This is a genomic window from Bacillus sp. AMCV2 (assembly GCF_056033925.1).
The window spans coordinates 2,833,947-2,849,196 of sequence record NZ_JBVYIB010000002.1; the positions used below are offsets into that span (position 1 = coordinate 2,833,947).

Here is a 15,250-nt window from a genome sequence, read left to right on the forward strand (position 1 = left end):
CTTCTCCCCCCTCATCCGAAGAAATATATCAATGTATGTTCATGTCAAAAACAGTAACAATCCTTGTTTGATTCTTCTTGATTCGTTTTTCTGCCACTCGAAAGAACCATTCGAATAAAATCGCTACAGCATAATAAACAATGGATAGCGCAATGTAAACTTCAAGAGAATGGTTGCTTGAGGTAATCAGTGTTTGGCCCCTTCCGGACATATCCATAACACCTATTGAAAAAGCTAGAGATGTATCTTTTAAAGAACTGATCACCATGTTTCCCATATTCGGAAACGCTTGGACAAGTGCCTGGGGCAGAACGATTCGCCTGAAGGCCTGACTACCGCTTAAGCCAATACTGTACGCCGCTTCCGTTTGGCCTTTATCTACACTGCCCACCCCCGCTCGAATGATTTCTGCGGCTGCCGCTGCATTGCTTAACGCGTAGGTTGCGACAGCAGCATAAAACGGGTCCATTTTTGTTGTATCAATCCCGATAAGCCCCGTAAGCGCCGGGATTCCGTAAAACACGATGAAAAGCTGCACCATGATAGGCGTTCCCCTGAAAAATGAGATATACACTTTTGCCAATTGATTTACAATTGGCATATTGTAGATGCGGGGCAGTGCCAGAAAGAGTCCTAATACAAAACCGAAAAGCAAGGACAGTGTTAAAATGTATAATGTAACCGGTAAATAAGCGGTTAACGTCGGCACAAAATCTCCAATCATGTTCATATCAAACGCTTTTTCCATCACTGCTCCCTCTCTTTTTACCTAATACTGCTCTTTGGAATAGTCGTCACCAAGCCATTTCAAACTGAGCCTTTTCAGCGTTCCGTCATCAATGATTTCCTGTAAGGCTTTATCAATATCGTCACTTAACGTTTGTTCATTTTTGTTAAACATAAAATACACTTTAGCATTTGAAAGCACATGACCGACGGTTTTTTCTTTAATAGCGCTCGTCTTGTTTTGAAAGTCTACTGCAAAAGGCGTTGAGATCGTTGCGTCCGCACGCCCCGATTTCAGCTGATTCGCAGTCTCATTTGCGCCTTGGCCCTCATAGGCAATCTCAAACGGCCGTCCATTATCCTCATTCCATTTTTTCAGTACAAGCGCTCCGTTGGAGGTTGCACTCGTAATCACCCGTTTTCCTTTTAAGTCTTCAATTCCACGGATCGTATCGTTATTTTGAAGCACAGTAATTTTTAAAGGAAAATGGTTGTAAGCAACCTTGTTAAACAGAAATTTTTTCTCACGCTCTTTGCTTTTCTCCATTTGATGTGCCACGATATCGACTTTATGCTGTCCGAGGCTGACAAGCAGGTTGGAAAATTCCATCGTTTTAAATGTAAATTTATAATGTGGCAGGCGCTTATCAAGCTCTTTGATCAGTTCGACATCATAACCGGTTAAATCGCCTTTTTCATCGATAAAGCAAATATTCGGAAATTGGGTTCCAGTTCCGACCGTGATCGTCTGTACCTTCTTTTGCCCGGCTCCCGTCGTTTGACTGCCTGCACCGCAAGCTGACAGAACTGTTATAAGCGAAAATAATATTGCCATGAATGCTGCTTTCGTTTTCATCTCATCGCCCCATTTATTTTTCAAAACTTGATTTTGAATAATCTGCCCCGAGCCATTTTCGGCTTAGTTTTTTTAGCGTTCCGTTTTTCTCCAGCTTTTTAATCGCTTGATCCGTGTCATCCGCCAAGGTTTGGCTGCCTTTATTAAACATAAAGTACACCTCGGTATCTAATAACACGTCACCGACTGTCTTTTGGCGGAAGGCGTGCGTTTTATTCTGAAAATCGACGGCAAACGGTGTAGCTATTGTTGCATCTGCGCGCCCGGTTTCAATTTGATTGGCGGTGTCATTGCTTCCCTGTCCCGCATATCTCAAATGAATCGGGCTGCCGTGCGTTTTGTTGTACTTTGTAATATAATCTGCCGCATTTGACGTGGCGCCAACTATGACTGTTTTTCCGTGTAAGTCTTTTAATGTATGAATCTTGTGATTATCCTCTTTCACCGTGATGTACATCGGCGAGTAGTTATATGGGACTTTATGATACAAAAAACGCTTTTCTCGTTCTTTATTTTTGGCCATATTGTGCGCAATCACATCAATTTTTTTATTTCCGAGACTCGTCAGCAAATTTGAGAAATCCATCGTTTTAAATTCAAATGTATATTGAGGCAACTCCTTATCGATGGCTTTCATCACTTCAATGTCATACCCGGTCAAATCGCCTTTTTCATTTAAAAACGCAATATTCGGAAAATCTGTTCCAGTGCCGACTATGACCGTTTGAGCCTGACGATCTGTTTTGTTATTTGTTTGCGAACATCCCCCGCCAAGTAATGCAAACACTGACAGCAGCAAAACCAATCCTTTACGCTTATTCATAGGCTGCCTCACATCATGCCCAGCTGGGCGCACCTAAAAGCGTTGGGTTAAATCGTTCCGGAATCAAAACCTTGTGCATCATCACACCTATGTCCCCGTCTTTTTCCTGCTCAAAATACACTTCATACCCTCTCCTTTTGTACATGTCAGCAAGCCAAGGATGCTTGCGCGCCGATGTGCCGAGTGTCAGCGCAGGAGCCTTCAGCATATCTCGAAGCACTTTTTCTTCAACATACGTAAGCAGCTTACTTCCGGCACCTTGCCCTTTATATTCCGGCAGTGTCGCAAACCACCACACAAACGGATATTTTGAAGGAGGCGTCTCACTCTCCCACGGGAACCTGATTGTAATCGTTGAAATCAGCTTCCCATCCCGCTCCAGCACAATCGCTGAATGATGTTCAATATTTTCTGATACCATTTGGATATCAGCTCTCGTGGATGGCCAATCAATATCCAGCTGCCGAATGAGCTGAAATGCGCTGTTAACCAGTTTCAACAGCTCCGATGCATCTTCAACAGTTGCCAGTCGAAAAATATCCTCACTCATTTATGTCACTCCTCTTCTCAAAATATATAATTCCTATTTGTTTACTAAGCTTTTATTGTTTATACTATAAAGCATACTCTGATATTTGACTAATCAAAAAAAGTAAACCTTCACTTCAGTATTTTTAATGATGAAAAACAGGAGGGAACACATTGGAGTTACGCTCAATCAAAACGTTTCATACGATTGTAAAATTTGGAAGCTTCTATAAAGCTGCAGAAAAACTCAACTACTCGCAGCCGACGATATCGATGCGTATGAAGCAATTGGAGCAGGATTTAGGCGTACTGCTGTTTGAAAGAGGAAAAAGCCTGCAGTTGACAAAAGCAGGGAAACTTTTTTATGAACGAACAGGAGATCTTTTGATGCAATACGAGGCGCTTAAACACAACCTCTCCGACTTAAAGGAAGAAGAGGCAGGCATTATCAACATCGGGGTTTCAGAGCCGACCGCCAGTCTGATATTCCCCGAGATTTTAAAGGATTTCTTAAAGGATTACCCAAAGATAACGGTTAATATCAAGGTTGATGACGCCAATACTTGCAGTCAAAAGCTCTTAGACGGGACGATTGATTTTGCAGTCTGCGGCGAGCCGGAGCTGATTCTTGAAAATTACTACCATCCATTTTTTTATGACACATTAAATGTGATTGTATCTGATCAACATCCGCTCGCTGAGAAGAAGGCTGTCCATTTGTCTGATTTAGCAGAAGAGCGCTTCATATTTACGCCCGCCAATTGCCCCATTCGCTTACAAATTGAACAGCACTTACATAGAGAACTCGGGAATCGCTACAAAAAAATGGAGCTCACAAGCAGCATGTCACATGAATATTACGTACGTGAAAACATCGGAATTTCAATCTTTACCAGCACCGCACATTCTAAACCGTTCAACGGCACTAAAGTCATTCCAATTCTGAACCTGGATATCACCCCGCCCATAGGGCTGTTGACAAATCAAAAAGAAAATCATTTTGACCGCGCCACGAAGGACTTAATCGCCCGGATAACCAAACGTTTTCAGCAGCACAGCAAAGAATTGGAAGGAACCTCTAATAAGACCATTACAGGATAACTGAAAAAATAAAAACCACCTCCTGATTCATCAGGAGATGGTTTCACGGTTTAAAGCTCGATCGTCTCACCGACCGACATGACTTTGCCGACTCCGCCCGGCAGGCTGTCAGCGAATGCTTCTGGGTCTTGTTCGATGACCGGGAATGTATTGTAATGCACCGGCACGACCTGTTTTGCGCGCAGCCATTCAGCGGCAAGCTTGGCGTCTTCAGGTCCCATCGTAAAGTTATCGCCAATCGGCAGGAAAGCAAGGTCGATATGATTCAATTCGCCAATGAGTTTCATATCAGAGAAAAGAGCCGTATCGCCCGCGTGGAAAATCGTTTTATCTTCTACAGTCAGCAAAATACCGGCAGGCATGCCTGTGTAAGTGATCGTTTTGTTTTCTTCATCTGTGATGGCTGATCCATGAAAGGCCTGTGTGAGCTTCACTTTTCCAAAATCGAACTGGCGGGAGCCGCCAATATGCATTGGATGAACATTCAAGCCTTTCCAGCCTAAGTACACAGCGAGCTCGTTTGGGGCTATAACCAACGCGTTATTTTGCTTGGCGATTTGTTCAGTATCACCGACATGGTCATTGTGGCCGTGCGTTAGTAAGATGACATCCGCTTTTACATCCTCCGGCTTTATATCCGTTAATGAATTCCCTGTTAAAAACGGATCAAAAATAATATGATGGTCCTTCGTTTCCACTGTGATTACAGAATGTCCGTGATATGTCACTTTCATTTCTTTCACCTCGTCACATGATTTTGATTTTTTTATTTTCCCTTTTTAAAAAGCTGAAAAACTTATGTTGTTTGATTCTTGTTAATGACATTGAGGCCTCCTGTGGCTTCAATAACAGTCCCTGTCACAAGGTCTGAGTTCTCCTCACACAAGAAAGCGATAATCCGGGCGATATCCTCGCCTGTACCGGATCTTCCTATCGGCGTTTTTTCTTTGCCGATTCGCATTCTGGCTTCCTCTATCGATGCTTCTTTCATGTCGCCGACAATGTCTCCCGGGCAAACCATGTTGGCGGTTATGCCGAATTCGGCTTCTTCAATGGCAATTGTCTTCGTCAAAGAAGCCAAGCCCACTTTCGCAGCGCCAAATGCCGATCGGTGAAGCCAGCCGGGCGCGTGAGCCGCACCTTGGAATCCGTACGTAATGATGCGTCCAAATTGCTGTTTTCTCATAATAGGAATAACCGCTTTGAATAAATGAAAGACGGCGCTTAAATTTCCTTCCAGCATGCCATACCATTCATCATCAGTATAATCGGCTAACTTTTTACGTTCAAATATGTATGGTCCCGCGTTGTTAATCAAAAAGTCGATCCTTCCGAAGCGGTTTAAGGCAGCCTCTGCAATACGCAGCAGATCTTCTTTTTTGGTGACATCACCTTTTACAAATTGCAGCCGGTCAAGACAATCGGGACAGGCTTCCTTCAGGCGGCCGACTGCCTCCTCATCCTGTCTGTAATTGACTGTTACTGAATACCCCTTTGCAAGCAACGTTTCAGTCACTTTGCGGCCTAAACCCTTCGAACCGGCAGTAATTAAAGCATGTCGCACATGAATACCTCCCAAAGCAACGTCGCCGCTTTCAATAAAGTGTTTCTTCTTCTACTTTACTATAAAAGGCTTGCAATATCACTTTTTACACTTTGGCATACAAAAAAAGCTGCCTGTACAGACAGCTTATTCTGCAGGAGATGAAGACTCCTGATCAGGCATATCGACATAACCGCTTTGATATGCTTCTGAAATGAGCCTTGTTGTCTCCTGGCTTTCTTGTTCATCATAAATATAGCGTTCCGGTTCTTTTTTCATCATTCTGCCTCCCATCATTATAGAGGTAGGTTGGCTATAATGACGGGATTTTATGAAGGAAATTTTAACAAACTCCTGCTGCCACGCAAGCTTTCGCTTTTTCAAGCGCCTGCTTTACCTGTTTGAATCCGGTGCCCCCGGCGCTCATTCTTTTTTCAACTGCGTAGTAAGGGTCTAACACAGTGTAAATATCTTCTTCGAATAGTGTGCTCGCCTGCTGAAACTCGCCAAACGGCATATCGCTTAAATAGATCCCTCTTTCGATGCATGTGTACACAAGTTTCCCGACCACTTCATGCGCTTCTCTGAACGGCATTCCCTTTTTAGCTAAATAATCCGCCAGTTCCGTCGCATTTGAAAAGTCTTGTTTTGTCGCTTGCTTCATGACGTCTTTGTTTATAGTCATTGTTTGGATCATGCCTGTGAAGATTTGCAGGCTGCCCTCCACCGTTTTCACCGTGTCAAACATGCCCTCTTTGTCTTCCTGCAGATCTTTGTTGTAAGCGAGCGGAAGTCCTTTCATGATCGTAAACAGTCCCATCATATCGCCGTATACGCGTCCTGTTTTGCCGCGGATCAGCTCCGCCATATCAGGATTTTTCTTTTGCGGCATCATGCTGCTTCCTGTTGCGTACGTATCGTCAAGCTCGATGAATTTAAACTCCTGCGAGCACCATAAAATGATTTCTTCAGCGAGACGGGATAGGTGCATCATCAGCATACTGCTGTTGCTTAAAAACTCCAAAATGAAGTCTCTGTCACTGACGCCGTCCAAGCTGTTTTCATAAATGGCATCAAAGCCGAGCAGTTCCGCTGAATAATCACGGTCGATTGGGAAGGTTGTTCCCGCGAGCGCCCCGCAGCCGAGCGGAGATTTGTTAATCCGCTTCATTGAATCCTGAAAACGCTCCTTGTCGCGCTCAAGCATCCAGAAATACGCAAGCAGATGGTGAGCGAATGAAATCGGCTGGGCGCGCTGCAGATGTGTGTAGCCCGGCAGAATCGTTTCAACGTTCGCTTCCGCCTTTTCAATCAGCGCACTTTGGAATGCCTCAATCAGCTCGATGACGTGGCCGACATGATTCTTCAAGTATAAATGCATGTCAGTCGCCACCTGGTCATTCCGACTTCTGCCGGTATGCAGTTTGCCGCCAAGAGGACCGATTTCGTCAATGAGCATTTTCTCAATGTTCAAATGAATATCCTCATAATCGACTGAGAATTCCAATGTTCCCTCCTCTGCTTTTTGCAAAAGGGTATTCAGGCCCTCTCGGATTTTCAGCTCTTCTTCTGCTGTCAGAATACCGCATTTTTTCAGCATGGCAGCATGTGCGAGAGACCCTGTAATGTCTTCAGCAACTAAATTTTGGTCAAATGATATGGACGCGCCGAACTCGTCGACCCATTTTTCCGGTGTTTTTTGAAATCGGCCTCCCCAAAGCTTCTTCATGCTTTAATCTGCTCCTTCTTTTTCACGATGCTGTTCACTTTTGTCGGAAGTCCCCAAAGCTCGATAAATCCGATTGCTGCATGGTGATCAAATGCATCGTCTTTTGTATATGTTGCAAGTTTTTCATCATATAGAGAGTATTCCGATTTACGTCCTTCTACAATTGCATGGCCTTTAAACAGCTTCACGCGGACAATGCCTGTGACATGCTTTTGCGTTTCTTTTAAGAAAGCGTGCAGCGCGTCTTTTAACGGCGAGAACCATAAGCCGTTATAAATGATTTCTGACATTTTTTGCTCGATGATCGGTTTAAAGTGGGCTACCTCTTTCACCAGTGTCAAATCTTCTAATTCTTTATGCGCTTTGATCAGTGTCATCGCACCAGGGCATTCGTATACTTCCCGGGATTTAATGCCGACGAGGCGGTTTTCCACGTGGTCGATACGTCCGACACCATGCGCGCCCGCCATTTCATTCAGCTTCAAGATCAGCTCAGAAAGCGAGTAGGAAACACCGTCAATGGAGACAGGCACGCCCTGTTCAAATGCAATTTCAATCACTTCCGGCGTGTCCGGCGTTTTTTCCAGCGGAGCTGTTAAATCGTATGCACCTTCTGGCGGCGCCGCCCATGGATCTTCTAAAATGCCGCACTCATTGGCGCGTCCCCAGAGGTTTTGGTCGATAGAATACGGGCTGTCAAGATTGATCGGAATCGGAATGCCGCGGCTAGCCGCATATTCAATTTCTTCTTCACGTGACCACTGCCATTCGCGAACCGGCGCGATGACTTCAAGATCAGGGTTTAATGATTTAATGGAGACTTCAAAACGAACCTGGTCATTTCCTTTCCCTGTGCATCCGTGGGCAATCGCCTGTGCATCTTCTTTTTCCGCAATTTCAACCAGTTTTTTCGCGATCAGCGGTCGAGATAATGCCGAAACAAGCGGGTATTTTCCTTCATACATCGTGTGGGCCTGCAAAGAAATAAGCGCGTAGTCCTGTGCAAATTCTTCTTTTGCATCGATCACGTAGGAGTTTGTCGCGCCGACTTCAAGCGCTTTCTGCTGAACAAATGCCAAATCTTTGCCCTCACCGACATCCAGACAGCAGGCGATTACATTATATCCTTGCTCCTGAAGCCATTTTATTGCGACGGAAGTATCAAGACCCCCTGAGTATGCTAATACGACTTTTTTCTGTTCTGACATGATAAAATTCCCCTCTCAACCGTGTTTCTATTTTGTATAAAAATAAATTATATTTAATAAAAATACATTTTGTATGTATACACTTTAACAAGTACGTTTCGTTTTTTCAAGCCTTTTATAAAAAAAACTTCACCTAAATTTCAGGTGAAGTTTCGTAGTATTTATTCATTTACTTGTCTTTTCTGATTTCTCTGACCATATGCGCAAGTTCGGGAATAATCAGCTTATTCATTGCCAGCTTTACCGCGCCGCTTGAGCCTGGCGTTGAGAAAACAGCGGTATGCTGAATGACGCCGGCAGTTGCTCTCGACATGATTGCAGCAGAGCCGATATCCTCTGTATAACTCAGCATCCTGAATATTTCTCCAAAGCCGGGCAGTTCTTTCGAAAACAGCGGCGTAATGGCTTCAATTGTGACATCCCGATCTGCTATGCCTGTCCCTCCGTTTAAGAGTACCGCGTCTGTCTGTTCATCCATGCAGCCCGCAAGCACTGACCGCTGCAAAGCATCCTTTTCGTCTTTTACAATTTCATATGCAGCAATATGATGACCGGCTTCTTCTAAAAATGAGATCATCAGCTTGCCGCTTTTATCGGTTTCCTCTGTCCTCGTGTCACTGACAGTAATCACTTTGCACCGAACGATATCGGGAGCTTCTTGTTTATGCTCTTGAACGCTCATTGGCCCACCTCTTTTATGTTTTCTGTCTGTCACTATCATGCATCAACAAAAAAGCACATTCAAGAGAATGTGCTTTCATGCGATTTATTTTGCTAAACGAACAACGTCGCGCGCAATCATGACTTCTTCATCAGTCGGAATGATCATGACTTTTACCGGAGAATGCGGATAGCTGATGAAAGCTTCCTCGCCGCGCACGTTATTAAGCGCAGGATCCCAGTATACGCCCATGAATTCTAAACCGCGAAGAACGCGTTCTCTGACTTCCACACTGTTTTCACCGATACCGGCAGTAAAGATGATCGCATCGACACCGCTCATTCTTGCAGCGTAAGAACCGATGTATTTGTGGATTCTGCTTGCGAATACTTCAAGAGCCGTTTCCGCGCGCTCATTTCCTTCTTTCGTTGCTTCAACGATGTCACGAAGATCGCTTGAGAAACCGGAAATGCCGAGCAGTCCGCTTTTTTTGTTTAATGTATTCAATACTTCGTCAGCCGTTTGGCCTGTTTTCTCCATGATGTATGGAATCAGGGCAGGGTCGATGTTTCCAGAGCGTGTACCCATTGCTACACCGGCCAGCGGCGTAAAGCCCATGGATGTGTCAATTGATTTTCCGCCTTCAACAGCGGCAATACTTGCTCCGTTTCCAAGGTGGCAGGAAATCAGGCGCAAGTCTTTTAACGGACGGCCGAGAAGCTCTGCCGCACGCTCAGTTACATATTTATGTGAAGTGCCGTGGAAGCCGTATTTACGGATGCCGAATTTTTCATAGTATTCATACGGCAAGCTGTACAGGTAAGACTGCTCAGGCATTGTTTGGTGGAATGCCGTATCAAATACAGCTACCGCAGGAACATTTGGAAGCACTTCTTTGAACGCTTTAATTCCAACGATATTTGCCGGATTGTGAAGCGGTGCCAATTCAGAAATATCTTCGATTTCCTTAATGGTTTCATCCGTTAATAAAACAGAATCGCTGAATTTTTCTCCGCCGTGAACGACACGATGGCCAATTCCGTCAATTTCATTCAAGTCTTTAATAATGCCGAATTCCGTCAACTTATTCAGCAGCATTTTAACAGCTACCGCATGATCCGGAATATCAGTTACTTCTGTATTTTTTTCGCCGTTCACAGAAATTGTGAATACGCTGTCGGCGATACCGATTCGTTCAACTAAACCCTTCGTTAAAACGGTTTCTGAAGGCATTTCGAAAAGCTGAAATTTCAAAGACGAGCTTCCTGCGTTAATTGCAATAATTTTGGACATGATTGACGCTCCTTTATACTCTGTATCAACAACTTCGTTTTTCGTACTTTTTTCCCGGTGAATATCAACATCTTCTCCGAAAAATATCTGACTTTTCCATTTAAACATTGTCATGTCGGCTTTTCAAGTCAACTTGCGTATTGATAACGCTTACAATAAGAAGTCGTTATTTTCAGACACATTCCCTATAAGTTTTGTATTGATGAACGCTTACAATTTGCGGTTTTTCCCTCTGTATTTTGTGTTTCAAAGCTGGATTCAATTCGTCAAGTCCGGTCTTCAAAAGCATAAATAAAAGCAGCTTAGGCATCGACCTCATACGGCTGCCTAAGCTGCTTTTAAAACACTTACTTTTCTTTTTTAAACCATTCATCAAATTGAGCCATCATATCAAGCATCGCCTTTTGATTGGAGAAAGACGGAAGATTCGCAAGCAGAATTTGCCCCGGCGCTTTCGTATTCTCTCCTTGTTTCTGAAGCACAAGGATGCTTTTGGCATGCGCTTCGTCTTTAAAAATAGATTTTGGCAGCTGCAACAGTGCGTTGATATGAACCTTATCTTTGAAAAACTGTTTCAGCTTGACGCTTTGGGAGCTCTCAAACAAATGATTCGGAATCATAAAAAATAAGTAGCCGCCCGGTTTGGTATGCTTGACGCTCTGTTCAATAAACAGATGATGAGCGAAGGAATGGCCTTCGTCAGCTTTGAGCTCAAACGCTTCTGCTCCTTCGTCATTCGGATAATAGCCGACTGGCAGATCACAAATGACCGTGTCAACTGGATCGATAAACAACGGCTCGAGGCTGTCCTGGTGGAAAAGCTCAAGCTCTTTTTTCAGAAGGTTCGCTTGGGCATAGGCGATCTTCAAGAGCACATCATCAATTTCAATGCCAAAGCTGTTTGCCGTTTTTTCAGACAGCTGGTTCAGCACGGTAAACAGAAGGTTCCCAGTTCCCAAGGCCGGATCAAGAATGGCCAGTTCCTTTTTGTCCGCCATAAACTTATTCACCAAATAGCTGATGAAAAGCCCGATCGTATCCGGCGTCATTTGTCTGTTTGGATGGGAGATATCTTTCATTCCTTTAAGGACGGCAAGCTGAAAAGCCTTGCGCACCCACTCATGCTCATACGTTCCGAATTCCGCTTTTTCAAGCAGAGCCTGAAGTTGTTTGGTTTTCTGATCAGCAGGCAGTTTCAGCTGATCCGTTTTTTCAAGAAAATACATTTCTCCTGCTTCGGCCAGCGCCTCTATATATGAAATCTGCAATTCATTCTTTATCATAATCGCGGCTTCGTTTAACAGCTCATACACCGCACCTACATGGTCTTTTTGCATATTGTGTTCCTCCTTGCCATAAAAAAAGCTCCGGCGGCAGCCTGGAGCTTTTTTCCCTGCTTACTTCACTAATGCCTTAGCAGCCTCAATTGGCTTTTCATAGTTCGGGTGGTTTGTTGCTTCGCTTACATATTCAGCGTAAACGACTTTTCCGTTCTCATCAAGGACAAATACGGAACGCGCAAGCAGACGAAGTTCTTTAATATACACACCGAACGCTTCGCCAAATGACATATCTCTGTGGTCAGACAGTGTTTCCACTTTGTCAATTCCGTTAGCGCCGCACCAGCGCGCTTGCGCAAATGGAAGGTCTGCACTGATTGTGTAGACGTTGACATCTCCAAGCTTTGCAGCTTCTTCGTTAAAACGGCGTGTTTGTGCATCACAAACACCTGTATCAATTGAAGGGATAACAGAAATAATCGTTACCTTTCCTTTCATGTCAGCTAACGATTTTTCTTCAAGGCTGTTAGTCAGCACTGTGAAATCAGGAGCTTGATCTCCTACCTTCACTTCTTGTCCGACAAGTGTAACCGGACCGCCTTTGAATGTAATTTCAGCCATTATAATTCCTCCCTTTTGTATGTATGTCTCTATCATAGTAAAGTTTCCTGCAAACTGCAAAGTTTATGCCAAAAAAAAGTTAACTGCGGCCAGCGCAGTTAACCTTTTTTTAATAATTCATATTGTTCATTTGGCTTTGATTTTGGCCCTGGCCTTGGTTCTTGTTATTTTTCTTGAACATTTGCTGGATGCGTTCGAGTGTTTGAGGGGCTGCGTCTAAAATTTTCTCTATTAAATGGGTATTTTCATCTAAATGAAGCATTCTGATGCCTGTCGATCCGACAATTAAAAACGCGATCGGCGTAATGGACACACCGCCCCCGCTTCCGCCTCCGAAAGGAAGTTTCTGTTCTCTTGTCTCATCGTCTTCCGATTTCTTTTCGGCCGGCTTTCCGCCAAACTCGCTTCCGCCTGCGGCGAATCCGAATCCAACTTTAGAAACAGTTAAAATCACACTTCCATCAGGCGTTTCTACTGGATCTCCGATGATGGTGTTAACATCAATCATTTCCTTCAAGTTTTCCATTGCGGTTTTCATTAAACCTTGGATGGGATGGTCTGCCATATACGCTTCCTCCTTAAACTGATGAATCATTCTTTGAAGTCATTCTAGCCGACGGATTCTTCTTTAATACGGATAGCTCCCGTCCGTATTTGACGAATTTGAAAGCTGCAAGCATAGCATGTCCAAAGCGAAAAAAGAATATACACTGAAAATGGGTCTTGGAAACAGGGACTTGAAACGACGGGATTACCTCATAGACAGGTTTATTCACAAAGTCCAGGTGGTCGTAGAGCATTGCTGCGATACCGCCCTTCACACCCCAAACAGCACCTGTTAACACACCTGTCACTGCCGCGTCCTGAATTCCGATTACTGTAACCCATTCTAGTTTTGTGATATGTAAATGCGCGAGAAAAGACGCGCTGATTTTCCGTAGTCTGGTGACCTGATGCAAAAGCATTTCGATTTTATTAATGCTTTGCTGCACATCGTTTTGTGTAATTTTTTTCTTTCCGCTGCTTTTTTTCATTTTAGATTCAGTTTTTTGTTTGATATCCACTGTTCCGTCTTCTTTGTTCACCTTAATCGCCGGGATTGTTTTTTTGATCCTTATAAGGCCAAACAGCGCCGTAATCTTCAAAGTCAATTTGTCATTATCAGCGGCATGAAGATACTCCAGCGCGACATGGATTTTCATTCTGAGAAGCAGTACGATCCCTATGAGAATAAGAATGGCTGTCAGTACATACACCATATTCTTCACTTCCTCTAGGAGCATTATCGCCAATTCCTAAAAAAATAAACCCGGACAGAGGTCCGGGTTATCGGTTATTTGCGGTATAATTTTTCATGCACCACGGTGGTATCCGCGATGTAATCATGGATCCCCTGTTTTGTAGGTGAAAAAGCAACAACGATATATAAAATCCAAATCTTATCAATATACCGTCCAACCACTTCACGAAAAATCACTGTACTCCATGTCAGCTTGCTATCTTGCTTCACAGAAACCACTTTGAGGCCGAACACCATTTTACCAAGCGTCTGCCTGAAGTATTTAGTCATTAGTGCGAAGTAGGCAAGATACACAATAAGCGTTGTCACACTGTAAGCCGAGAAGGTAAACATGCCGGATGTTTTCGGCAGATCCAATACGGTAAAGAGGGGAGAAACGAGCAAATGGTTTAATCCCCATATCACGAGCCAATCAAGCAGGAAAGCCCAGAAACGAACCCAAAAGCCAGCATAGGCATGTGTCAGCTGCTCCGCTTCTTGCGGGCCTTTGATGTCATTGCGCTCTAACTCTTCATATGTCGCGTCCATTATTGTTCCCTCCTACTTCGCATAGAGATACATCATTCTCGGCGAACCGGATTGCGATAGAATTTCTCTCATATTCAAAAAATCAATTTCACTTTTAAACATTTTGTTCGCGCCCATGGAAAACAGTGAGCCTAATCCGAAGCTTTCCTCATAAGAAATGACAGAGGCGTTTTTCAAATCCTTGTGATCCTTTTTCATCGCCGTAATGGTATCGTCATAAAAACCAAGCTCATCAACGAGGTTCAGTTTTTTTGCCTGCCGTCCGTCATACACGCGGCCGTCCGCAATTTTCTTTACCTCTGCTTTCGGCATGCTGCGCCCTTTTGAAATGACATCAACAAAGCCTTCATACGAATTATCAACCATCGATTGCATGATGTTTTTTTCTTCTTTCGTCATCTCACGGGAAGGAGACATAATGTCCTTATGGGCCCCGCTCTTAATCGTTTCAAAAGAAATGCCAAGCTTATCGGCAAGCTTTGAATAATTGACGCTTTCCATAATGACGCCGAGTGACCCGGTCAGGGTTTCTGGTGTCGCAAAAATCTTATCAGCCGCTGTTGAGATGTAATAGCCTCCTGATGCTGCCATCGAACCCATTGACACGTAAATCGGTTTTTTAGTTTCTTTCTTGATTTCTTCCAGTTTCTTATGTATTTCAGCACTTTCATACACTCCGCCACCCGGAGAATTCACCTTCAGAACGATACCTTTGACCGTCTTGTCATCTTTTGCGCGCTCAAGGTTTTTTAAGAACGTTCTGTGGTTATATCCGTCTGCACCAAGCAGACTGCTTGAGTCCCCATTATCCTGAATGGTGCCGCTGACCTCTAATACGGCAATTTTACTTGAGAGACTGCCGTTTTCCAGCGTCTTTTCCTGCGATTCATCCGTCAGTGATGTGAGATCCGTTTGAGCGCCTTTGACGCTTTCAAAGAAACTCATAGAGATGCTGACGATAATAGACACGCCGAAAATCCCCAGAGCAATCACTAATGCAATCCATCTTTTTGCATTCATTTTTTCTCCTCCTTTTTCCTAAACTCTCTCATT

Annotated in this window: 19 protein-coding genes; 1 reads left to right on the forward strand and 18 read right to left on the reverse strand. The window is 44.0% G+C overall.

Going from position 1 to position 15,250, the window contains the following annotated elements; translation table 11 throughout:
• Positions 1–28: 28 nt before the first annotated feature.
• From tcyL to snaA, 4 genes are read right to left on the reverse strand one after another with little or no spacing between them, the layout of a single operon-like run.
• Complete coding sequence (gene tcyL, locus AC0OMA_RS14720) at positions 29–748, reverse strand: sulfur-containing amino acid ABC transporter permease TcyL (RefSeq protein WP_015384364.1); 720 nt, start codon at positions 746–748, stop codon at positions 29–31.
• Positions 749–769: 21 nt separating this feature from the next.
• A complete protein-coding gene (tcyK, locus tag AC0OMA_RS14725) occupies positions 770–1,582 on the reverse strand; it encodes a sulfur-containing amino acid ABC transporter substrate-binding protein TcyK (protein WP_024572165.1) in 813 nt (270 codons plus the stop codon).
• A gap of 13 nt (positions 1,583–1,595) precedes the next feature.
• On the reverse strand, positions 1,596–2,405 hold the full coding sequence (tcyJ, locus tag AC0OMA_RS14730) for a sulfur-containing amino acid ABC transporter substrate-binding protein TcyJ (RefSeq protein ID WP_015384366.1): 810 nt from the start codon (positions 2,403–2,405) through the stop codon (positions 1,596–1,598).
• Between the two features lie 13 nt (positions 2,406–2,418).
• On the reverse strand, positions 2,419–2,955 hold the full coding sequence (gene snaA / locus AC0OMA_RS14735) for an N-acetyltransferase SnaA (RefSeq protein WP_474222209.1): 537 nt from the start codon (positions 2,953–2,955) through the stop codon (positions 2,419–2,421).
• Positions 2,956–3,107: 152 nt separating this feature from the next.
• On the opposite strand from snaA, the gene ytlI reads away from it, so the two are divergent.
• The gene (gene ytlI, locus AC0OMA_RS14740) at positions 3,108–4,034 is read left to right on the forward strand and encodes a LysR family transcriptional regulator YtlI (protein ID WP_047183020.1); all 927 of its coding nucleotides are present in this window, start codon (positions 3,108–3,110) and stop codon (positions 4,032–4,034) included.
• Between the two features lie 50 nt (positions 4,035–4,084).
• Here the strand turns inward: ytlI and AC0OMA_RS14745 are convergent, their stop codons facing one another.
• From AC0OMA_RS14745 to sppA, 14 genes are all read right to left on the reverse strand, one after another.
• Entirely contained in the window at positions 4,085–4,768 is a 684-nt protein-coding gene (locus tag AC0OMA_RS14745) for a metal-dependent hydrolase (RefSeq protein WP_003245964.1), read from the reverse strand.
• Between the two features lie 62 nt (positions 4,769–4,830).
• Positions 4,831–5,598 carry an SDR family oxidoreductase gene (locus AC0OMA_RS14750; protein ID WP_015384368.1) on the reverse strand — a complete coding sequence of 256 codons (768 nt, stop codon included), beginning with the start codon at positions 5,596–5,598 and terminating at the stop codon, positions 4,831–4,833.
• A 126-nt stretch (positions 5,599–5,724) separates the two neighbouring features.
• Positions 5,725–5,859: a hypothetical protein gene (locus tag AC0OMA_RS14755; protein WP_004399018.1), complete on the reverse strand. Its 135-nt coding sequence runs from the start codon at positions 5,857–5,859 to the stop codon at positions 5,725–5,727.
• 61 nt (positions 5,860–5,920) lie between these two features.
• Entirely contained in the window at positions 5,921–7,306 is a 1,386-nt protein-coding gene (argH, locus tag AC0OMA_RS14760; protein ID WP_181220031.1) for an argininosuccinate lyase, read from the reverse strand.
• Positions 7,303–8,514, reverse strand: a complete 1,212-nt coding sequence (locus AC0OMA_RS14765; RefSeq protein ID WP_003229357.1) for an argininosuccinate synthase — start codon at positions 8,512–8,514, stop codon at positions 7,303–7,305. The genes argH and AC0OMA_RS14765 overlap by 4 nt, the downstream gene beginning before the upstream one ends.
• A gap of 169 nt (positions 8,515–8,683) precedes the next feature.
• Complete coding sequence (locus AC0OMA_RS14770; RefSeq protein WP_181220032.1) at positions 8,684–9,196, reverse strand: MogA/MoaB family molybdenum cofactor biosynthesis protein; 513 nt, start codon at positions 9,194–9,196, stop codon at positions 8,684–8,686.
• An 84-nt stretch (positions 9,197–9,280) separates the two neighbouring features.
• Complete coding sequence (locus AC0OMA_RS14775; protein ID WP_003223511.1) at positions 9,281–10,468, reverse strand: acetate kinase; 1,188 nt, start codon at positions 10,466–10,468, stop codon at positions 9,281–9,283.
• 172 nt (positions 10,469–10,640) lie between these two features.
• On the reverse strand, positions 10,641–10,844 hold the full coding sequence (locus AC0OMA_RS14780; RefSeq protein WP_123372909.1) for a hypothetical protein: 204 nt from the start codon (positions 10,842–10,844) through the stop codon (positions 10,641–10,643).
• Positions 10,816–11,805: a class I SAM-dependent methyltransferase gene (locus AC0OMA_RS14785; protein WP_181220033.1), complete on the reverse strand. Its 990-nt coding sequence runs from the start codon at positions 11,803–11,805 to the stop codon at positions 10,816–10,818. Before AC0OMA_RS14785 ends, AC0OMA_RS14780 begins: the two co-directional genes overlap by 29 nt.
• Positions 11,806–11,865: 60 nt before the next feature.
• A complete protein-coding gene (tpx, locus tag AC0OMA_RS14790; RefSeq protein ID WP_003223506.1) occupies positions 11,866–12,369 on the reverse strand; it encodes a thiol peroxidase in 504 nt (167 codons plus the stop codon).
• Positions 12,370–12,478: 109 nt separating this feature from the next.
• Complete coding sequence (ytfJ, locus tag AC0OMA_RS14795) at positions 12,479–12,934, reverse strand: GerW family sporulation protein (protein ID WP_063335802.1); 456 nt, start codon at positions 12,932–12,934, stop codon at positions 12,479–12,481.
• Between the two features lie 13 nt (positions 12,935–12,947).
• On the reverse strand, positions 12,948–13,628 hold the full coding sequence (locus AC0OMA_RS14800) for a DUF2953 domain-containing protein (RefSeq protein WP_015483561.1): 681 nt from the start codon (positions 13,626–13,628) through the stop codon (positions 12,948–12,950).
• Positions 13,629–13,702: 74 nt separating this feature from the next.
• The gene (locus tag AC0OMA_RS14805; RefSeq protein ID WP_014477652.1) at positions 13,703–14,197 is read right to left on the reverse strand and encodes an RDD family protein; all 495 of its coding nucleotides are present in this window, start codon (positions 14,195–14,197) and stop codon (positions 13,703–13,705) included.
• A gap of 12 nt (positions 14,198–14,209) precedes the next feature.
• Complete coding sequence (gene sppA / locus AC0OMA_RS14810; RefSeq protein ID WP_021480310.1) at positions 14,210–15,217, reverse strand: signal peptide peptidase SppA; 1,008 nt, start codon at positions 15,215–15,217, stop codon at positions 14,210–14,212.
• Between the last annotated feature and the right edge of the window lie 33 nt (positions 15,218–15,250).